The organism is Ruegeria sp. YTSC106 (assembly GCF_059609765.1).
On sequence record NZ_JBXWMI010000013.1, the window covers coordinates 63,640 to 82,750 of the forward strand.

Genomic DNA, 19,111 nt, shown 5'->3' on the forward strand with positions numbered 1-19,111 from the left:
ACAGGTAACGCACAGCCCCTTAACAGCGCGCTAACATGTAAAATGCGCTCTATAGTTCAGGGTTGGCGCAGGAAGATCACTTCTATCCTGTTGTTTCGCGCAGCCATGGGATTGTCGGAGAACAATTCTCTGTCTGCATGGCCCGTAACACGATCCATCCTTTGTGCCTCAACGCCCTTGTCCTGCAGTAACTGACGCAATGTTTGTGCCCTGGCGGTGGACAGATTCCAGGCTGTGTTGCGCGCCTGCACAACCGGAGACGCACTGACATGCCCTTCGACAGCAATCGAATTGACAACAAGATCCGAGGCCCGGGCGATGATCAGGGCCAGGGCCCGCAGAAAGCTGGTTGGTTTGTCAGAGTCTGATTCGAACAATGCCTGATCGTCGGTGTCGAACAGTTCCACAACCAAACCTTCATCGGTGACCCGTGTGACGATATGCTTGAGCAGTTTGTCCGAGACCTCGCTTTCACCGGTACGCCCCAGCAGTTGCGCCTCCAACGTAGTGAAGTCTTCCTTGTTTTCTTTGCCGCCGCCTTCGGCATTCACTCCGATTGAACCACGGGCTTGATGCGATTCGGTCGGGTGCCTGGTCGTGGCACCCTGACCGTCTCGCAACAGCGTGTCTTCAGACAACATGCTGTCGCCGCCAAAGGCTCCGTCGCCGCCGCCGGATTCCGGGCTCAGCGGGATTGTTGGCGCAAAATAATCTGCCAACCCTTTTCGTTGCTGTTCCGTTGTTGCGTTCAGCAGCCACATCAACATGAAGAAGGCCATCATGGCCGTAACAAAGTCTGCATACGCGACTTTCCACGCGCCACCGTGATGGCCATCGCCACCCGATACACGCTTCTTCTTGATGATGATTGGCGCCGCATTGGTTTGCGCACCCATCTCCACCACCTTTTTATCACCCGACTATCTGAATAGCTGTGCAGGTCTTAAGGCGGCCTTAATACTTAAAACTGCTCAGAGTTCGCTAACGCGGCAGGCCGGCGGAAGCCCGGCGCAGAGTCAGCGATAAGCGGTTAAAGCTGTTTTCAATCCCTTCGGAATCGGGTTTGCTAAAAAACGAGTCCAACTCCTCATGAACGCGCACGGCCTGATCCAAGAGCGGGTCTGATCCTTCTGAATACAGCCCGGCCTTTATCATGACTTCGGATTGTTCGTAGCTGCCGACAAGTTTGCGGGTTTCGTTGATCATCTGGTTCTCGGCCTCGGACGCGGCCTCTGGAAGGCTGCGGGATACGGATTTGCTGAGGTCGATGGCCGGGAAGCGCCCGCGTTCGGCAATCTCGCGGCTGAGCACGATATGCCCGTCCAATACACCGCGCAGAATGTCGGCGATGGGTTCATCCATGTCGGAACCCGCGACCAGGACGCTGAACACGGCGGTGATATCACCGTGCTCCTGCGTGCCGGGGCCTGCGCGTTCACACAGATTGGCAATCAGCGGGGTGACAGAGGGTGGATATCCTCGGAGCGAAGGAGATTCGCCCATGGCAACGGCGATTTCACGGTGCGCTTCCGCGAAACGGGTTACCGAATCGGCCAGAAACAGAACGTTCAGCCCCAGATCCCGCAGAAACTCTGCCGCTGACATGGCCGACCACGCGCACCGTCTGCGCGCCAATGCAGACTGGTCGGACGTTGCGGCGACCACGATAGTGCGCTTCATGGCTTCCGGACCAATAGCGCGGGCAACAAACTCGTTCACTTCACGCCCACGTTCGCCGACGAGAGCCACCACAACCACGTCAGCCTGCATGAAGCGCGCCAGCGTCGACAGCAACGTTGATTTCCCCACACCCGATCCCGCAAACAGCCCAACGCGTTGACCGCGCACAATCGGCAGCATGGTGTTGAGAACGGATAGTCCGGTGGCCATCCGCTTTCCCAATGGCTTGCGCGCCACCGCAGGCGGGGGTGCCTGCATGATATCGCGATCCTGTGGCCCGTTCAGCAGGGGTTTTCCGTCCAGCGGTTTGCCAAACGGATCAATGACGCGCCCAAGCCAGTGCAATGCGGGCGCGAATCCCGGCGAGGGATCGAGATACACGCGATCCCCGAGGCTGACACCATCCGGGGCGGCACCCGGTATCATATGGATATGGTCTGCACACACATGCAGCACTTCACCGGCCAGATCGGGCCCCGCGCGCCGCCGCAATGTAAGCAAGTCTCCGATTCGCGCATGTTCGTTGAGGCCACTGATCTCGATCAACCCTTGTGCGACGCCGCTGACCAGACCCACGTGGCGGATCGAAGTCATCCGATCGAATTCATGTTTCAGAAGCATCGGGTCGAGATCGGACATCTTAGGTTCTCCAATTGGGTTCTGAAAACGGTTTCTAAAGGAATCGGGGTTAAGCCTTGGTTGAAATTGATCGAGGGAGAAGCCCCGATGTTCTATGACTTGAACGTCCTTAAGACCGCGTACGCAATGGCAACCCATGCCGGGCAACGGCAGGCGGTGATTGCGCGCAACATGGCCAATGCGGATACGCCGGGCTACCAGCCGCGCGATATTGAGCCCTTCCATAAAGCACTTGAAACCTCAGGACGCGAAGTGACCATGGTGGCCACGCGGCGTGGTCATCTGCACGGCGGCACGGGTGCGCAGCCCTGGGCAGAGCACCAGGCCGCTCCGTCGGGTGATCCAAATGGCAACGGCGTATCGCTTGAAGAAGAGATGCTGAAATCGGTCGAGGTAAAACGACAGCACGACCGCGCGTTGGCGATCTACAAATCCTCGATGAACATCCTTCGCACCAGTCTGGGACGTGGATAAGGAGGCCGAGGATGAGCGATTTTTCCCACTCATTGGCTGCATCCGCCAGCGCCCTGCGTGCGCAGGCAGCCCGGCTGCGCCACGTGTCCGAAAACATATCGAATGCGGATACGCCCGGGTATCGACGCAAGACAGTGCCGTTTGAGACCATCGAAAAAGATGGTCAGAACGTGGTGCAAGCCGGCCGTGTAAAGCTTGATCGACGCGACCTGACACGCATTTTCGACCCCGGCCACCCGATGGCAGATGCCAGTGGTCACTATCAGGGATCGAATGTCGATCTGATGATCGAAATCGCTGACGCGCGCGAGGCGCAGCAGAGTTATGAAGCCAACCTCAAGATGTTCGATCAAACACGGCAAATGTCGTCGTCGTTGATGGAATTGCTCAGAAAATAAAGGACAGCCAGAATGGACATCCGATCCTTAACCGCCGCGCAGAATTATGCCGGTGCACGTCCTGCAACCCAGGCCGACCCCGATCACTCGGGCATGGTGCAGGGACTGAAGGCAGGTTTTCAGGACTTTGCATCCACGCTGAGACACAGCGAGCAGATGTCGCAGACCGCGATGGTCGGGCAAGCCGACCCGCACGCGCTTGTGCAGGCGCTGGCACAGACCGAACTGGCCGTTGAGACAGCTGTGATCGTTCGCAACAAGGTGGTCGAGGCCTATCAGGAAATCCTGCGGATGCCGGTCTGATACCATGCTGAGCGAAGGTCTTTTCTTTGACATCGTGCGTCAGGCCCTCTGGATCGCGGTCATCACATCGGTTCCGATTCTGGCGGTTGCTCTGGTTTCGGGTCTGATCGTCGGTCTGTTCCAGGCGCTGACGTCGATACAGGAAATGACGCTGACCTTCGTTCCCAAACTGATCGCCATCGTCGTCGTGTTCTGGATCTCGATGGGGTTCATGACTCAGACCCTGGTTACGTTTTTCACCGGAACGCTTGTTCCATTGATCGCAGGAGGTCGCTGATGGACACCGCCTATGTCACCTTGTCCCGCCAGTCCGGGCTGATGAATGAAATGCGCCTGGTTGCGAATAACATCGCAAATGCCAACACGACCGGCTATCGCCAGCAGGGGTTAGTGTTCTCAGAGTTCATTCAGGTTGTGCCGAACAGCCCCTCCCTCTCCATGAGCCGGGCCGAGGCGCGAAATACGTCGATGCAGCAGGGTGTGCTTACGCAAACCGGCGGGCAATTTGATTTCGCTATCGAAGGCGACGGGTTCTTCATGGTCGAAACCCAGGATGGCAACCGGCTGACGCGGGCTGGCAGCTTTTCTCCCAATGCTGATGGCGATCTGGTTTCAATGGATGGCGCACGTGTGCTCGATGCCAATGGCGCCCCCGTGTTTATCCCGCCTGATGCCGCGTCAATCGATGTCGGCAGCGACGGAACGCTGAGTGTGAATGGTCAACTTCTGGGTCAGCTGGGCGTTTTCAACGTCGCCGACACGAGCGAACTTGTACGCGAAGGGAACACACGTTTCCGTACTGATGGCGCAATTGATCCGGTCGATGAGCCGGTGGTTTTGCATCGCTTTCTCGAAGGGTCAAACGTGAACGCCATTCAGCAGGTGACCCGATTGGTGGAAATCCAGCGCGCCTATGAGCTGGGGCAAAGTTTTCTCGAGAGTGAAGATGAGCGCGTGCGTGGCGCACTCAAAGCGCTGATGCGCTGAATTGGATGAGGAGAGTTAGACATGCGAGCCCTTAAAATTGCGGCCACCGGGATGACAGCGCAACAGATGCGGGTCGAGACGATCTCGAACAACTTGGCGAATATGAATACCACCGGCTACAACGCCCGGCGGGCGGAATTCGCCGACTTGCATTATCAGCAGATGGCCCGGGCCGGCACTGTGAACGCATCGGACGGAACGGTTCTGCCTACGGGTATTCAACTGGGACTGGGCGTGCGACCGGCAGCGGTGACAGTGCAATTGGAGCAAGGCGCCTTGTCGGCCACCGGGAGCGATCTGGATGTGGCGATCGAAGGTCGTGGCTATCTCGAGGTGACCCTGCCCAGCGGTCAGGCCGCCTATACGCGCGATGGCAGCCTGAAACGGTCGGCAGAAGGTCTGATCGTCACTTCGGACGGGTTTGCGGTTTCACCCGAAATCACCATTCCTGATGATGCTCGTTCTGTTTCGATCAATGCGTCGGGTGAGGTCTATGCATATTTTGACGACTCTCCCGAAGGTCAGTTGCTTGGGGAGTTTGCTCTGGCCAGTTTCTCGAACGCCAAAGGGCTGGAAGCCATCGGAGGCAATCTGTTCAAGGAAACCGAAGCCTCTGGCGCTCCGGTTCTGGGTACTCCGGGCGAAGATGGTCTGGGAATTTTGCGGCAGGGATATCTGGAAGACAGCTCGGTCGACGCCGTGCGCGAGGTTGCCGAGCTGATCGAAGCGCAACGCGGCTATGAGATGAATGCCAAAGTCATCACGGCGGTGGACCAGATGATGAGTGCGACAACGCAGGTGCGGTGATGCGACGTCTTTTATTTACTCTGATGCTAATGGCGCCAATTGCCGCTCAGGCTGACATTGTGGTTTCGACACGTACGATCCGGGCCAAGGAAGTCATTTCTGCGGCCGATCTCGAGTTTAAACCAACGGATATTGCCGATGCAATTTCCGATCCTGACCGTTTGATCGGACAAGAGGCCCGAGTGGCGCTCTACCCCGGTCGTCCAATTCGTGACTCCGATGTTGGGCCGCCTGCCATCGTCGATCGAAACGATCTGGTTGTGCTGGTGTTCAGCAGCCAACCTTTGTCGATCACCACAGAGGGCCGAGCCCTGGGGCGTGGCGCAGCGGGGGATCGCATTCGTGTCATGAACCTTTCGTCCCGAACAACCGTAACAGGCCGAATCCGCCCGGACGGTCAAATCGAGGTAAAGTGATGCACGGATTGTCAAAAACCCTTCTCCTAACGGCTTTTGTCTTGTCCGCTTGTAGTCGAATGGATCATTTGGGCAAACCGCCAAGTTTCACTCCAAACGAAGACTCCCCGGAACAGGTTGCAATGTTGTGGCCGGGTTTGCCATTGCATACGCAACCCCAGCGAAATGTTGACCGGTCCTCTTTGTGGAGCGGCGGGCAGCATTCGCTGCTAGGCGACCAGCGCGCGATCAAGAAAGGAGACATCCTGACCGTTGTCATCGAGCTGGATGAAAAAGCTGAAATCTCGAACAACACCAGACGATCCAGATCTGGGTCCGAGAACCTTGAAGTTCCCAGCCTCTTCGGCCTGCCTCAGCGTGTGCAGAAGAACTTGCCCGAGGGCGCATCGCTGGATGAAGCCGTTTCGATTGAGGCGGATTCTTCAAGCTCTGGACGGGGATCGGTCAGGAGAAACGAAAAGCTGACTCTACGTGTTGCCGCAACAGTGCTGGATGTGTTGCCGAACGGAGTTCTTTCGATAGAGGGATCTCAGGAGTTGCGGGTCAATTTCGAACTAAGAGAGCTTCTTGTGGAAGGATACGTCCGCCCGCAGGACATCTCGCGGCAAAATGAAATCACCTATGACAAAATCGCGTCGGCGCGGGTGTCGTATGGCGGCAGAGGGCAGATAACGGATGTCCAGCAACCCCGTTATGGCCAGCAAGTTCTTGATTCACTTTTGCCATTCTGAGGTGAGATCGTGATCGCGAAATTGATACCTGTGTTTTTTTTGATTGTCGGGCTTGGTGCGGGTATTGGCGCGGGTCTGGTTCTTGCTCCTGCGAAAAATCCTGAAAGTGCAGCTTCTGCAAAAGAAGCGGTCAAAGAGGTCAAGGCGATTGATAAAAAGTCAGGTAAGTCAAAGAAAAAAGATAAGGGAGATGGCTTCGGGTATCTGAAAATGACCAAGCAATTCGTCGTCCCCGTTGTGAAAGACGACCAGATCGAAGCCATGGTAACGCTGTCGCTGAGCCTTGAGGCGAACCCGGCCATTACAGAAACCTATTATGCAATCGAGCCTAAACTCAGAGATGGCTTTCTTCGGGTTCTTTTTGACCATGCAAACATGGGTGGTTTTGACGGGGCTTTTACAGAATCCGGGAACCTGGACGTATTGCGGAATTCCTTGCTGGAAGTAGCGCGCAAAGAATTTGGTGAAGACGTGTCCAAAGTGCTGATTCTGAGTGTAAACCGACAAGATAGCTGACGCTAATTTGCCCGATATTTCGGGCCGGTCGAGCTATTGCCCGAAGTGTTTTCTGGCCTTCGCTTTTCGGTTAACCTGCTGAACTTTCATCCGCAATGTTTCTACGGCTTGTTTTCGCCCAAAAGCTGTACGTAAAGCTGCCATTCCGGCAAGTTTCTGCGCGCGAGTTCGGGCAAGTTGCAGGTTCAATTGTCTCCGCGTCGCGGACTCCCAGCCATTCCAGAGAACGTCGGTCCCTGAAACCTGATAGCCTTCGATCTTGGCGCTGTCTTGGCGCGCCTGATTGAGTTGACTGTCCAATCTGGCAAGTTGTTGCTGAATCCGAGCCTCGGCCTCAAGGATCGGTCGCAGTGCCTGGAAATGCTTCTGAAACGCGGCGTTGGTTACTTTTTCCAAGTCAGGTAGCGGAGTGTGTTTCATCGAACTTGCTCCTTTGCGCGTTTTCGCATTGCTTCGGCAAACCGGATCGCGGCGGCAACAGGACGATAGTGCTCTCCGGCAATCTCCTGACCGATATCCACGGTCGCGTGAAGCGCACGTGCTGTGGGAGGGTCTGAATGGATCGGGACACCAGCCTCTCCTGCGGCAGAGCGGATGGTGGCGGCAACTTCGTCCACACCTTTGGCAACACAAACCGGGGCGCTGCCCGCAACCCGTGTCCATTTCAGCGCCACAGCAAAATGGGTGGGGTTTACGATCACAACATCCGCGTTAGGAACATCTGCCAACATTTGGTTGGTAGCAATCTCCTGTGCACGCTGGCGCCGGTGTTGTTTGACATGGGGGTCGCCCTCGGCATCCTTTGTTTCATCAATAATTTCCTTGCGTGACATACGGTTCTTGCGCATGTGCTCGGCGTATTGCCAAAGGAAATCGACAACCCCGATGGCCAGCGCGACTGCGATAACGATGAACAGAAAGCGAAACAGCAGGTTCATCATCAGCAGAATGGATGACTTTGCCGGTGCCGCGCTGGCCGACAGAATCTCGGTTAGGTTGGCTTTGAGAAAAAGCGCAAGACAGGTGCCGTAGATCAACAGCTTGGCGGTGCTTTTGGCAAACTCAAACAAGCCGCCACGCCCAAACTTGTTTTTGGCATTCGAAACCAGGGAGATACGCGAAAGTTTTGGTTTCAGTTTGCTTGGGGCAAAGATCAGCGCGCGCTGGGCGATCAAGTTTAGAAGAACAGCCGCAGCGGGAAGGCAGAACAGCAATGCCACCGGAAGCAGGGCACTCTTCAAAACCCCTGCAACCAGAGCATGCGAAGGCCCTGCCGTCAGAAGCCGCGAGAGTTCGTCGGACTGGTCGATCAGAACCATGAACACCGTGCCCATTTGCTCGACGGTGTATTGCCCGACCGTCAGAAGGGCGATCAGAAACCCGGCATATGCCGCCACAACCGACAGGTCATTGGATTTGGGAACCTCACCTTTCTCACGTGCTTTCAGCAGTTTTTGTGATGTCGGTTCGTATGACTTGTCGCTGTCGTCATCACCTGCGCTCATCTCTGCGCTCCCATCGGGTTGGTGAAGAAGGCGATCAGCGCGTCAGCCCACACGGAAAGGATCAGCGGTGTGCCTGCAAACAGCAGTAACAGCCCAGCAAAGGTAATCGCCGGAGCACCCACGAAGGCCACCATCAGCTGCGGCATCGCCCGGTTGATGACCCCAAGGGCCAAGTTATAGATCAAGGAAGCGATGACGAATGGCGTTGCCAGTGCAAAAGCCAGCCCAAAGCTGTTTGCGACCTGGTGCAAACCCCAGCGTGACACATCCGCAGCTCCGGGTGCCAATCCTATTGGAAACAACGCGTAACTCTGGATCAGAAACTGTGCGGCCCGGACGTGCAGGTCCATGATTGCCGCAAGTGTCAGCCCTGCCAGGGTCAGCAGATATCCCATAGCGGGGACCGGATCGGCCGCCGCGCCGCCCAGCAATTGCGACAATGACGTTGACTGAGCCGCAATGGACCCTGCGGTTTGCAGTGCGAGAACGAAAAGGCGTAAGCCTATCCCCAGGACAAGCCCGATCAGAACTTCGGTCCCGACCAGTCGCACGGTCGCCCACAGGCTGGAGTCAATTCTGACGGCGGGCGCAGCGGGCAATGTGATCAGGGTGAAAGCAACAGAAGCACCAAGCTTAACCCGTGTCGGGATACTTTGTTCACCGAAAGCTGGAAGCAGCGAGACAAGAGCAGAGACACGCAGAAACACAACGAAGGCCTGCCAGATTGTTTCGGCAAGCTGAGACAGCATTTCTGGTGGCAGGGCGATCACGCGGCAACAGTTCCGACCAAAGCTGGCTTGGCTTCCAACCCGATTTCTTCGAAGGACAAAACCGGGTTGGACACGCCGCGCGCCTGCATGATTGTGCGCAGTAACCTACGGCGCCGGGTCGAGGTCACGACGGCCGGAAACAGGCCGTTGTCAGCGGATTTTGCGATGCTGCTTACAACGCCGTCGGCCAGTTTGTTGAACAGGTTCGGGGGCAGCGCGACATCCATGCCGGCATTGGGGGCGTCGATCTGGTAAGAGGTGAATGTGTCCTCCCATTCAGGGGCCAACTGGATCAGAGGGATTGAGCCATCCTCGCGCTTAATGTCCGCGACCAACTGAAAGCCAAGACGCTGACGCACCAGTTCGCAGATGCCTTCGGGTTGAGTGGCGGTCAGCCGCGCCTCGGCAACACTTTCAAGTATCAGCGCCATGTTGCGGATTGACACACGTTCGTCGAGCAGCAGGCGCAGAACTGCGTGCAAGGTGTCGATCGGCACTTTGTCGGGGATCAGTTCATCCAGCAGTTTGCGGTTGGCTTCGGCGCGTACCGGGTCGCTCAAGCGAGTCATTTCGGACAGCAGGCGACGGAGCGATTTCAGGGTCAGCAGGCGCGAGAAGTTTCGTTTGATGATCTCCAGCAGATGGGTGGCAAGAATCTCGGGTGGTGAGACTATAGTGGCACCATTCAGCGCGGCGTCCTCCTGATCTTTGGGCAGGATCCAGCGTGCTGGAGCACCATAGACCGGCTCGGTCACGTCATTGCCCTCCGGTAACAGGTCAAAACCGTCCTGCACGAGCGCCAGGATCAGATCGGGATGCAAGACACCGCGCGCCTGTTCGACGCCCTGGACCTTGATCACATACGTTCCGGTCGGCAGGTCGGCACGGTCAGTTAAGCGGATCTCGGGCAGTATCAGGCCAAAGGTCGACGCCACATAGGTGCGCATATTGGCAATACGGGCGTCCAACCCGGTGCCCGGATTCAGAACCATGCTGACCAGATCCGGGGCGAACTCCAGATGGACATCATCCAGGTCCAGAATGTCTCCGATGGCTTGGGATGTTGGCGTTTCGGTTTCTGTCGAAGGCAGCTTTGTTGATGCCTCTGTGTCTCGCTGCTTTCGATGAACACTGTAGGCCGCAAATCCCAGTATTGCTGCGCCGAGGATGAATGGCAGAAAAGGGAGGCCGGGCACCAGCGCGAACAGAACCATAAGCATCGCGACGGTAGACAATGCTGCCGGGTGGCGGCCAAGTTGAGAAAAGATGGCGTTGTCTGTGGCCCCTTGCGTACCGCCCCGTGCCAGCAGCAGGGCAGAAGCAATAGAAATGATAACTGCAGGGATTTGGGACACCAACCCGTCGCCGACAGTCAGAATCGCATAGGTTTCGAACGCCGAGGCCACGGGCATTCCATGCACGACAACGCCCATGACCAGGCCCATAACGAGGTTTAGCAGTGTAATCAGAAGCCCGGCGACGGCGTCTCCCTTCACGAATTTCGACGCACCGTCGAGAGAGCCAAAGAATGTCGTCTCCTGCTGTTCCAGCTCTCGCCGTTCCTTGGCCTGCTGATGATCGATTGCCCCGGCGGACATGTCGCTGTCGATCGCAAGTTGTTTGCCCGGCATTCCGTCAAGGGCAAAGCGTGCGCCTACTTCGGCCATGCGGGCAGCGCCTTTGGTGATGACCATGAAATTCACGATCAGCAGAACGCCAAACACCACCAGGCCAAGAAAAATGCTGCCGCCCATGACGAAACTGGCAAAACCTTCGATCACGTCTCCTGCCGCATTCGGGCCGGTGTGCCCCTGCCCGATAATCAGTTTCGTCGACGATACATTCAACGACAGGCGCAACATCAGAGACGCCAACAGAATCGTCGGGAAAGACGAAAAATCCAGTGGGCGCTCAATGAACAGTGTCAGGGTAAAGATCAGGATCGCCAGCGCAAAGGAGGTAGCCAGCCCCACGTCCAGAACCCAGGCTGGCATGGGCAGGATCATCATGACGATGACCGTCATCAGCGCAATCGCCAGCAGGACAGTTGGTGAAAACAGGGACCGGATGTCGATCTTGGGCACGCGAAACTCCTAATTGAAGGCGACAAACGCGGTTGCGGTGCCTGCGGCTGGCACCAGAGACCCCAGCGCCCCGGTGTGGGGCGTAGCGGTCTGCATCGGGATCAAGGGGAGACCGGCCCCGGTGAACGGATCGCGGGGCGTGGCCGCAACCCGGGTTTGGGACGTGCCTTCGAGCTGTGCCAGCACCGTTTGAAATCGCCCTTTGTAAGCTTCGGCAAGGGATGTCGTGCGGGAATGATATGCCCCCGCGGCCGCGGGCCACGATCCAAGCTCGGCATGCAGGTCATTCAGGAACCGGGCGGCGTAGGTTGCGTTCTCATCGGGATCGAACATCGCGTCTATCGAACGGAAGGCTTTGCCGTGCCAGCGATAATTGATCTGAAAACAGCCCACATCAAAGCTGCGTGCGCCGGTTTTGAAGATTTTGAACGCATAGGCCTTGGCTTCGACCTCGGACTTGAACCAGTACCCCTGACCGCCGACATTGATCGTCCAGGGCCAGGGCTGCAACCGGTCGTCCAGTGCGCGCCCGGTTTCAACGCGCGAGATGGCGCGCAGCACGTCCAAGGGCACGCCTTCGGACAGAGCGGCGCGGCGCGCGGCCTGATCGCACAGGTCACCGGCTTTGGCATCTGGCATGGCAAATCCTGCCTGCGCCAAAAGCACAGGCAACAACATGAGAACAAGCGGGATCTTTTGATTTGGCATTCTGCCGGTCCGGGATTCTGATCTATCCCGGCCAAGCTAGCCAACGATCGGTTTACAGAGAGTTATCGCCGTTTCAGTTTCGGTCGATCCTGCGCCCGAACACGACACTGGTATTGGTGCGCAGGACACCGGGAATCTTCGCCAGGTCGTCGACCAGAATGTCCAGATCTTCCAGCCTGGGCGCCTCTGCCGACAGCATAAGGTCGAATTCTCCGTTGATCGAAAGGCATAGTTTGACCTCCGGGTAGGCCTCGAGCCGCCTGATGATCCGGGTGGTTTCCTTCTGCTGTACCTCGAGCATGACGATGACCTGCACTTTCGGTGTGTCTTCCGTGGACCCGAGACGCACGGAATACCCTTCGATCAGGCCGCGCTGTTCCATCCGGTTGATTCGCTCGTGCACGGTTGTACGGGCGACACCCAGCGTGGTCGCAATCTGCGTGGTCGAGGCGCGTGCATTGGCCTGCAAGGCGGCGATGATGCGACGGTCAAGCTGGTCCATTGGGGCTCCGGTTCGTGGTCATTCCGGGTTTAGATCAGATAGAAGCCCTTGCTCAAGGTTCGCGTGGGATGCGCGGGTGCAGATCGTCGATGATGATCGGATGCGCGTGTGGGCCTGACCCGGCCAGATGCGGGTGATCGGGCGGCAGGTCGGGGTGATCGTGGGTGATCGGCTCTTGATCGAGGCGCGGCCAAAGGCTGATTGCACCGACGACGCCCGCCACGGACAGCGTCGCCATGCTGCTGAGTGTCACGGTCGGACCAAACACGGTCATCAGCCACCCCGCCAGCGGGTAAAGAACCAGCCAGCAACCATGCGACAGGGTAAACTGCGCGGCGAAGACGGCAGGGCGATCCTCGGGATGGGCCGACCGGGTCAAAAGGCGGCCCGAAGGTGTAAGTGTGGTGGAGTATCCAAAACCGGTAAGTGCCCACAACACGGTCAGCAGACCGAGCGACATGGGAACAGTTGCGGCCAGCATCGCGGCGACGGCCATGGAGCCTGTGGCAAAAACGGCGCCTGCGACCATGACCCGACGGTCCTCGATCCGATCCAGAAGGCGGGGCAAGGTAAAGGCCGCCAGCATTGATCCGCCTCCGAACCCGGCCAGGGCAATGGCCACGGCGCTTTCCGAGAGGCCCAGATTGGCGCGCACGATGACCACGGTATTGACGATCACCATCGAACTCAGCGCGGCCGCGCTCCAGCTGAGAGCAAGCAGCCCGCGCAACCGGGGTGTTTTCAGATAGATACGAATGCCACGTGTGGTGCGGTCATAGATGCCGCGGGGTTTGCTTGGCTTGGGTGACGGGAGCACAACCGAGACAACCAGCATTGCCGATGCAACAAAACCCAGCGCAGTGCCCCAGAACAGGCTGTTGAAGCTGACCAACAGAAGCAATGCTGCGGCGAACACCGGGCTCAGCAGGCTTTCCATATCGTAAGCCAGACGCGACAGCGACAATGCACGGGTGTATTCTGCTTCGTCCGGCAGCACATCCGGAATCGTTGCCTGAAAGGCGGGTGTGAAGCCTGCCGAGGCCGATTGCAGCACGAAGATCAGCACATAAACCTGCCAGATTTCGGTTACGAACGGCAGGCACACTGCAACAGCAGCGCGGATCAGGTCCAGCACGACCAGCATTTTGCGCCGATCCAGACGCTCGGCAAATGCAGCAGCGAGAGGGGCAACGGTGACGTAAGCCACCATCTTGATCGTCAGTGCCGTGCCAAGGACAAGGCCCGCAGCATTCCCGGCCAGATCAAAGGCGAGCAACCCAAGGGCGACCGTGGCCAGCCCGGTTCCGGTCAGGGCGACGATCTGGGCCGCGAAAAGGTGGCGGTAGGTGCGGTTTCTCAGAATACTCAGCATGACTCAGAGGTACTTTGTGATCGCTTTGAAATCTTCGATACCGCTACCATCGTCGTCAGAGGACAGGCAGTGTTCGATATGATCATGAATCAAAACGCGTTTGGCATTGGTGACGGCCTTTTCAACAGCAAACAGCTGTTGTGCGACGTCCGAACAGGGAGCCTGCCCCTCTAGCATGGCAATGACCTTGGCCAGGTGCCCGTGGGCCCGCTTCAGCCGGGCCGTGATCTGTGGATGTGACTGGTGGGCGTGATTGGACATGGCTTATCCATATCCCCCCGATGGGGATAAGGTCAAGGATTTGGCATCGAATGGCCCGCGACTTTTGGACGGCGTTGAGTTTGGGGACCAAACCGCCTATCTCGGGGGCGATATCGCACAAAGGAATAGTCGCGTGGCGAACCATTTGTACAAAAACGATCTGCCGGATGGGCTGGATCTGGGCCCGGTTGTGGCCATTGACTGTGAAACCATGGGGCTGAACCCGCATCGCGACCGCCTGTGCGTGATCCAGATGTCAGGAGGTGACGGAAACAGCCATATCATCCAGGTGGACAAGGGCCAGACCGAGGCCCCGAACCTGAGTGCCATGCTGGAAAACCCCGATGTCCTGAAGCTGTTTCATTTCGGGCGGTTCGACATCGCCGCGATGTATAACACCTTTGGCGCCTTGGCCGCACCGGTTTACTGCACCAAGATCGCCAGCCGGCTGGTGCGCACATACACCGACCGGCACGGGTTGAAGAACCTGTGTCAGGAACTGATTGGCGTGGATATATCGAAACAACAGCAGATGAGCGATTGGGGCGCTGAAATCCTGACGGATGCGCAGCTGGACTATGCGGCCTCGGACGTTCTTTATCTGCACCGCCTGCGGGACGAGTTGAACAAGCGGCTGGCGCGCGAGGGCCGGACCGAGATGGCGCAGGCCTGTTTTGATTTCCTGCCGATGCGTGCGAAGCTGGACCTCGCCGGTTGGCCCGAAACGGATATCTTTGCACACTCATGACCGACACCGAAGCATTCCTGAAAACCGCCCGTCAGGTCGTCACCGATGAAGCCCGTGCGCTGGACGTTCTGGCCGACAGCCTTGACGAACATTTTGCCGAAGCCGTGCATCTGATCCTGAAAGCCACCGGGCGCATCATCATCAGTGGTATCGGAAAATCGGGCCATATCGGCCACAAGATTGCCGCCACTCTGGCCAGTACCGGAACGCCTGCCTATTTCGTGCACCCGGCCGAGGCCAGCCATGGCGATCTGGGGATGGTTTCCAAAGACGATGTGGTGCTGGCGATATCGAATTCCGGCGAAGCGCCTGAACTGGCCAACCTGCTGGCCTTTACGCGCCGCTTTGGCATTCCGCTGATCGGGCTTTCCAGCAAGCCAGAAAGCACGTTGATGAAACAGGCGGATGTGCATTTGCTGATCCCATCAATGGGTGAGGCCTGCGGTTTTGGCATGGTACCTTCGATCTCTACGACGCTGACTCTTGCCATGGGCGATGCGCTGGCCATTGCGCTAATGAAGTATCGCGATTTCCGCCCCGAGGATTTCCGTGCCTTCCACCCCGGCGGCAAGTTGGGAGCGCGGCTGAGTACGGTGGGTGACCTGATGCATACCGGCAACGCCCTGCCTCTGGTCGCAGCGAACACCCCGATGAGCGATGCGCTGATCGAAATAAGCCAAAAGGGTTTCGGCGTGGCCGGTGTAACGGATGCGCAGGGGCAGTTGTCGGGTATCATTACTGACGGTGACTTGCGCCGGCACATGGACGGTCTTCTGGATAAAACGACCGAGCAGGTCATGACGGCCAGTCCGACCACCATAACACCGGGCGCATTGGCCGAAGAGGCGGTGGCGATCATGAATGATCGCAAAATCACATCTCTGTTCGTGGTTGACGAGGCTTCATCAGGTCAGCCCCTGGGTCTTCTGCATATCCACGACTGCCTGCGCGTCGGTCTGGGCTGAGGAAGACTGAAGTGGACAGGTATTCCCGCATGGTACAGTTCCTGAAGGTTCTGTTGCCGCTTGCGGCCATTCTGATGCTGTCCACCGTGTTCTTACTGTCCCGCAGCATCGAAACCAACGTGTCGGTGCCATTTGCTGAGAAAGACATTGACGAGCGGCTGGCGCAGCAGGTGGTCACTCAGCCGAAATATCGCGGGACAACCCGTAAAGGCGAAGATGTTCAGATCGAGGCCACCCAAGCAAAGCAGGGCAGCGAAGACGAAACCCCGACCGCATCCGAGTTTCGGGGACGTCTGGGGCTTCTCAGTGGCGGAACGATATTTCTGGACTCCAATTCAGGTTTGATCCGCCCAGATGAGGGCACGGCAACTTTCGTTGGCGATGTGGTAATTACAACCGCCGACGGTCTAAAAGTCACAACGGATCTGCTCAACACGTCGCTGGACGAAATCCGGGGCGACACTCCGGGGCGGGTAAATGGAACCGGGCCGATCGGCAACTTTTCCGCCGGACGCATGACCTTCGGGGCTGAAAAAAAGGGCGGACCGGTCCATATTGTTTTTACAGACGGTGTGAAGCTGGTATACGAGCCTGAAAAATCAGAAAGATAACCTGTGTTCGATTTTCGATTTGTTCCTTTGTGCCTGGCTCTGGTTGCAGGTGCCGCTCCCGCAACTGCGCAAGAGGCGCAGGTGGCTTTTGGTTCTGCTAATGCCGACCCGAGCCTTCCGGTCGAGGTGACATCCGAAACATTGAACGTCAATCAGGAGGACGGGTCTGCCGAATTCCTCGGAAATGTCATCGTAGTTCAGGGCGAAATGCGGCTGACTGCCGAACGGGTTCTGGTGATTTATAACGAGGAACGCTCAGCCATTGAACGGATGGAAGCCACCGAGAATGTTGTTCTGGTCAGCCCGCCGGATGCTGCGGAGGGCGATTGGGCAGAATACACAATCGATTCCGGTGTGATCGTCATGAAGGGTAATGTCCTGCTGACGCAAGGCCCCAGCATCATCAGCGGCGACCAGATGAACGCCAATCTTACAACGGGCACAGCCACAATGACCGGACGCGTCAAAACGATCCTTCAACAGGGAAACAATTGATGGCGCGACCCAACCTGTCAGTGGCCGAAGGCAGTTCCGGGCTGCGAATTGAGAAGCTGCGGAAGTCTTACCGGAAAAAAACGGTGATCCGCGACGTCTCGATGACGCTGGACAGGTCCGAAGTCGTTGCCCTGTTGGGACCCAACGGGTCGGGTAAAACCACAACATTTTATTCCGTGGCCGGGCTCGTTTTCCCTGAGGCCGGTAAAGTCACTATAGATGGCCAGAATGTTACGACTTTGCCGATGTACCGGCGCGCGCGGATGGGCATTGGTTATTTGCCGCAGGAGATGTCGATCTTTCGAGGCATGAGCGTCGAGGACAATATCGCTGCGGTACTGGACATCACTGTCCCTCATGCACACAGGCGGAAAGAACGGCTGGAAGAGCTGTTGTCGGATTTCTCGATTGAACACCTGCGCCGTGCGCCAGCCCTTGCCCTTTCCGGCGGTGAGCGTCGCCGCGTTGAGATTGCGCGGTGTTTGGCCGCAGACCCGAAGTACCTTCTGCTGGATGAACCGTTTGCAGGCGTTGATCCGATCAGTGTCGGCGATATCCGGCATCTGGTTGCCGACCTGAAAAAACGAGGAATCGGTGTTCTGATCACCGACCATAACGTGCGGGAAACGCTGGAAATTGTCGACCGCGCCTACATTCTGCATGACGGGCAGGTTCTGATGTCCGGCACACCGGATGAAGTCGTCGAGAACGAAAATGTACGCCGGGTTTATCTGGGCGAAAACTTCCGTATTTCATAGGCTTGTGTTAGCCTGCGCCGGATGCATGACGGAAATCGCGTATATACACACCTGTTTTGATTGACTCTTCCGTCGTCTCTTGCCTCAATTGTCCCATGGCATTTACCCGGTTCCAGTCTGGAGATCGATGTCCCTTCGTTGAAGGGCTGGTTTTAAGGCAACCGCGGAAAGTGTCTCGACCCCCCACCCGATAAAAACAAGTTCGTCGCGTAACGTGACGTCAGAATGGGTGTGAATTGTGAAGGAGATCACATGCGTTACCAAATCAGCGGAAAACAGATCGACATCGGTGCGGCGCTGCAGACACACGTGCAGACCGAACTGGGCGAGGTTGTGGGCAAATATGCCCAGCGGCCTACGGATGCCAACGTCGTCTTTTCCCGTTCAGCGCATGAATATGTATGCGAAACAACAGTGCACCTGTCTACCGGGCTGACCGCCCAGGCCAAGGCGCACGCAACCGAAATATATGCGGCGTTCGAGGCATGCTGCGACAAAATGGAAACACAACTGCGGCGCTACAAGCGTCGTTTGAAGGACCACCACAAGGATCGGTCCGAACCGGTTGAACTCTTTGGGGCGTCCTCTTATATCCTCGCCTCTGACGAATCGGACACGGCCGATGAACCCGAATCGCTGCAGCCCATGATTGTGGCTGAGATGGAAACAAAAATCCCATCTTTGAGCGTTGGTGAAGCCGTGATGCAAATGGAACTTGCCGGTGCCCCGGTGCTGGTGTTCAGAAATGAGAACAAGGATGGATTGAATGTCGTGTATCGTCGCGAAGACGGTAACATCGGCTGGATTGATCCTTGACAGGCAGGAATACGGCGCCGCACCCGCCGAGGCGGGTGCTGCTGTGCCATGGAGCGTTATCATGGAGCTTTCGAGCATACTGAAGCCCGAAGCAGTACGTGTATTGTCCGCCGCTTCCAGCAAGAAGCGGTTGTTTCAGGAAATCGGCGATGTCGCGGCCGCTAATCTGGGCCTCGATTCTCAGGCAGTCGTCGACTGTCTGCTAGAGCGGGAAAGCCTGGGCCCAACCGGCGTGGGGCATGGCGTGGCGCTTCCGCACGCGCGTTTGCCCGAGCTTGATTCGGTTTCGGGCGTATTCGTCATGCTGGAAAAGCCCATCGACTTCGGATCGGTGGATCGTCAACCCGTAGACATTGCCTTTGCACTGTTTGCACCGGAAGAGGCCGGGGTCGATCACCTCAAAGCGCTGGCCCTTGTGTCGCGCACGCTGAGGGACACGTCGGTGTGCACCAAGCTTCGGGCGAACCCTGATCCGGTCAAACTCTATGCGATCCTGACCGAAGCACAATCTATGCAAGCGGCATAAACTGCAAAAAAAGACCCCCGAAATTCGGGGGCCTATTCA

The 19,111-nt window shown here is 57.3% G+C and carries 26 protein-coding genes; 16 read left to right on the forward strand and 10 right to left on the reverse strand.

Annotation, left to right across the window (positions count from 1 at the left end):
* Positions 1-56: 56 nt before the first annotated feature.
* Positions 57-896: a flagellar motor protein MotB gene (locus AC2FEB_RS17110; protein ID WP_496675209.1), complete on the reverse strand. Its 840-nt coding sequence runs from the start codon at positions 894-896 to the stop codon at positions 57-59.
* An 85-nt stretch (positions 897-981) separates the two neighbouring features.
* The gene (locus AC2FEB_RS17115; RefSeq protein WP_496884244.1) at positions 982-2,301 is read right to left on the reverse strand and encodes a FliI/YscN family ATPase; all 1,320 of its coding nucleotides are present in this window, start codon (positions 2,299-2,301) and stop codon (positions 982-984) included.
* Between the two features lie 105 nt (positions 2,302-2,406).
* On the opposite strand from AC2FEB_RS17115, the gene AC2FEB_RS17120 reads away from it, so the two are divergent.
* From AC2FEB_RS17120 to AC2FEB_RS17160, 9 genes are read left to right on the forward strand one after another with little or no spacing between them, the layout of a single operon-like run.
* Positions 2,407-2,793, forward strand: coding sequence for a FlgB family protein (locus AC2FEB_RS17120; RefSeq protein WP_117871011.1), 387 nt, complete (start codon positions 2,407-2,409; stop codon positions 2,791-2,793).
* A gap of 11 nt (positions 2,794-2,804) precedes the next feature.
* Positions 2,805-3,191: a flagellar basal body rod protein FlgC gene (flgC, locus tag AC2FEB_RS17125; RefSeq protein WP_496675207.1), complete on the forward strand. Its 387-nt coding sequence runs from the start codon at positions 2,805-2,807 to the stop codon at positions 3,189-3,191.
* 12 nt (positions 3,192-3,203) lie between these two features.
* Positions 3,204-3,494, forward strand: a complete 291-nt coding sequence (fliE, locus tag AC2FEB_RS17130) for a flagellar hook-basal body complex protein FliE (RefSeq protein ID WP_117871007.1) — start codon at positions 3,204-3,206, stop codon at positions 3,492-3,494.
* Between the two features lie 4 nt (positions 3,495-3,498).
* The gene (locus AC2FEB_RS17135) at positions 3,499-3,771 is read left to right on the forward strand and encodes a flagellar biosynthetic protein FliQ (RefSeq protein WP_117871005.1); all 273 of its coding nucleotides are present in this window, start codon (positions 3,499-3,501) and stop codon (positions 3,769-3,771) included.
* Positions 3,771-4,481 carry a flagellar hook-basal body complex protein gene (locus AC2FEB_RS17140; protein WP_496675204.1) on the forward strand — a complete coding sequence of 237 codons (711 nt, stop codon included), beginning with the start codon at positions 3,771-3,773 and terminating at the stop codon, positions 4,479-4,481. The genes AC2FEB_RS17135 and AC2FEB_RS17140 overlap by 1 nt, the downstream gene beginning before the upstream one ends.
* 21 nt (positions 4,482-4,502) lie before the next feature.
* Positions 4,503-5,288 (forward strand): flagellar basal-body rod protein FlgG, encoded by a 786-nt coding sequence (gene flgG / locus AC2FEB_RS17145; RefSeq protein ID WP_496675202.1) that lies wholly within the window; start codon positions 4,503-4,505, stop codon positions 5,286-5,288.
* Positions 5,288-5,704: a flagellar basal body P-ring formation chaperone FlgA gene (gene flgA, locus AC2FEB_RS17150; RefSeq protein ID WP_496675200.1), complete on the forward strand. Its 417-nt coding sequence runs from the start codon at positions 5,288-5,290 to the stop codon at positions 5,702-5,704. Before flgG ends, flgA begins: the two co-directional genes overlap by 1 nt.
* A complete protein-coding gene (gene flgH / locus AC2FEB_RS17155) occupies positions 5,704-6,435 on the forward strand; it encodes a flagellar basal body L-ring protein FlgH (RefSeq protein ID WP_496675198.1) in 732 nt (243 codons plus the stop codon). The genes flgA and flgH overlap by 1 nt, the downstream gene beginning before the upstream one ends.
* Positions 6,436-6,444: 9 nt before the next feature.
* Positions 6,445-6,951, forward strand: a complete 507-nt coding sequence (locus AC2FEB_RS17160) for a flagellar basal body-associated protein FliL (protein ID WP_496675197.1) — start codon at positions 6,445-6,447, stop codon at positions 6,949-6,951.
* Positions 6,952-6,984: 33 nt separating this feature from the next.
* Here AC2FEB_RS17160 and AC2FEB_RS17165 read toward each other — a convergent pair whose 3' ends face one another.
* The 8 genes from AC2FEB_RS17165 to AC2FEB_RS17200 all read right to left on the reverse strand — a co-directional run bounded on the left by AC2FEB_RS17165 (position 6,985) and on the right by AC2FEB_RS17200 (position 14,153).
* Positions 6,985-7,371 (reverse strand): hypothetical protein, encoded by a 387-nt coding sequence (locus tag AC2FEB_RS17165; RefSeq protein WP_496675195.1) that lies wholly within the window; start codon positions 7,369-7,371, stop codon positions 6,985-6,987.
* Positions 7,368-8,456 carry a flagellar type III secretion system protein FlhB gene (flhB, locus tag AC2FEB_RS17170; protein WP_496675193.1) on the reverse strand — a complete coding sequence of 363 codons (1,089 nt, stop codon included), beginning with the start codon at positions 8,454-8,456 and terminating at the stop codon, positions 7,368-7,370. Before flhB ends, AC2FEB_RS17165 begins: the two co-directional genes overlap by 4 nt.
* On the reverse strand, positions 8,453-9,226 hold the full coding sequence (locus AC2FEB_RS17175) for a flagellar biosynthetic protein FliR (protein WP_496884233.1): 774 nt from the start codon (positions 9,224-9,226) through the stop codon (positions 8,453-8,455). The genes flhB and AC2FEB_RS17175 overlap by 4 nt, the downstream gene beginning before the upstream one ends.
* A complete protein-coding gene (flhA, locus tag AC2FEB_RS17180; RefSeq protein WP_496675189.1) occupies positions 9,223-11,310 on the reverse strand; it encodes a flagellar biosynthesis protein FlhA in 2,088 nt (695 codons plus the stop codon). The genes AC2FEB_RS17175 and flhA overlap by 4 nt, the downstream gene beginning before the upstream one ends.
* Before the next feature lie 9 nt (positions 11,311-11,319).
* Complete coding sequence (locus AC2FEB_RS17185) at positions 11,320-12,018, reverse strand: transglycosylase SLT domain-containing protein (protein ID WP_496675187.1); 699 nt, start codon at positions 12,016-12,018, stop codon at positions 11,320-11,322.
* 73 nt (positions 12,019-12,091) lie between these two features.
* Positions 12,092-12,520, reverse strand: coding sequence for an Lrp/AsnC family transcriptional regulator (locus AC2FEB_RS17190; protein ID WP_496675185.1), 429 nt, complete (start codon positions 12,518-12,520; stop codon positions 12,092-12,094).
* A gap of 52 nt (positions 12,521-12,572) precedes the next feature.
* A complete protein-coding gene (locus AC2FEB_RS17195) occupies positions 12,573-13,892 on the reverse strand; it encodes an MFS transporter (protein WP_496675183.1) in 1,320 nt (439 codons plus the stop codon).
* 3 nt (positions 13,893-13,895) lie between these two features.
* Positions 13,896-14,153: a metal-sensing transcriptional repressor gene (locus tag AC2FEB_RS17200; protein ID WP_117870976.1), complete on the reverse strand. Its 258-nt coding sequence runs from the start codon at positions 14,151-14,153 to the stop codon at positions 13,896-13,898.
* Between the two features lie 133 nt (positions 14,154-14,286).
* On the opposite strand from AC2FEB_RS17200, the gene AC2FEB_RS17205 reads away from it, so the two are divergent.
* The 7 genes from AC2FEB_RS17205 (at position 14,287) to ptsN (ending at position 19,072) form a co-directional block, all read left to right on the forward strand.
* Complete coding sequence (locus tag AC2FEB_RS17205) at positions 14,287-14,901, forward strand: ribonuclease D (protein WP_496884234.1); 615 nt, start codon at positions 14,287-14,289, stop codon at positions 14,899-14,901.
* Entirely contained in the window at positions 14,898-15,866 is a 969-nt protein-coding gene (locus AC2FEB_RS17210; protein ID WP_299637140.1) for a KpsF/GutQ family sugar-phosphate isomerase, read from the forward strand. The genes AC2FEB_RS17205 and AC2FEB_RS17210 overlap by 4 nt, the downstream gene beginning before the upstream one ends.
* A gap of 11 nt (positions 15,867-15,877) precedes the next feature.
* Complete coding sequence (gene lptC, locus AC2FEB_RS17215; RefSeq protein ID WP_496884235.1) at positions 15,878-16,477, forward strand: LPS export ABC transporter periplasmic protein LptC; 600 nt, start codon at positions 15,878-15,880, stop codon at positions 16,475-16,477.
* A 3-nt stretch (positions 16,478-16,480) separates the two neighbouring features.
* Positions 16,481-16,972 (forward strand): LptA/OstA family protein, encoded by a 492-nt coding sequence (locus tag AC2FEB_RS17220; RefSeq protein ID WP_371415282.1) that lies wholly within the window; start codon positions 16,481-16,483, stop codon positions 16,970-16,972.
* Positions 16,972-17,730 (forward strand): LPS export ABC transporter ATP-binding protein, encoded by a 759-nt coding sequence (gene lptB, locus AC2FEB_RS17225; protein WP_299900130.1) that lies wholly within the window; start codon positions 16,972-16,974, stop codon positions 17,728-17,730. The genes AC2FEB_RS17220 and lptB overlap by 1 nt, the downstream gene beginning before the upstream one ends.
* Before the next feature lie 252 nt (positions 17,731-17,982).
* On the forward strand, positions 17,983-18,546 hold the full coding sequence (hpf, locus tag AC2FEB_RS17230; RefSeq protein ID WP_117870967.1) for a ribosome hibernation-promoting factor, HPF/YfiA family: 564 nt from the start codon (positions 17,983-17,985) through the stop codon (positions 18,544-18,546).
* A 61-nt stretch (positions 18,547-18,607) separates the two neighbouring features.
* Positions 18,608-19,072, forward strand: a complete 465-nt coding sequence (ptsN, locus tag AC2FEB_RS17235; RefSeq protein WP_117872900.1) for a PTS IIA-like nitrogen regulatory protein PtsN — start codon at positions 18,608-18,610, stop codon at positions 19,070-19,072.
* The last annotated feature ends 39 nt before the right edge of the window (positions 19,073-19,111 follow it).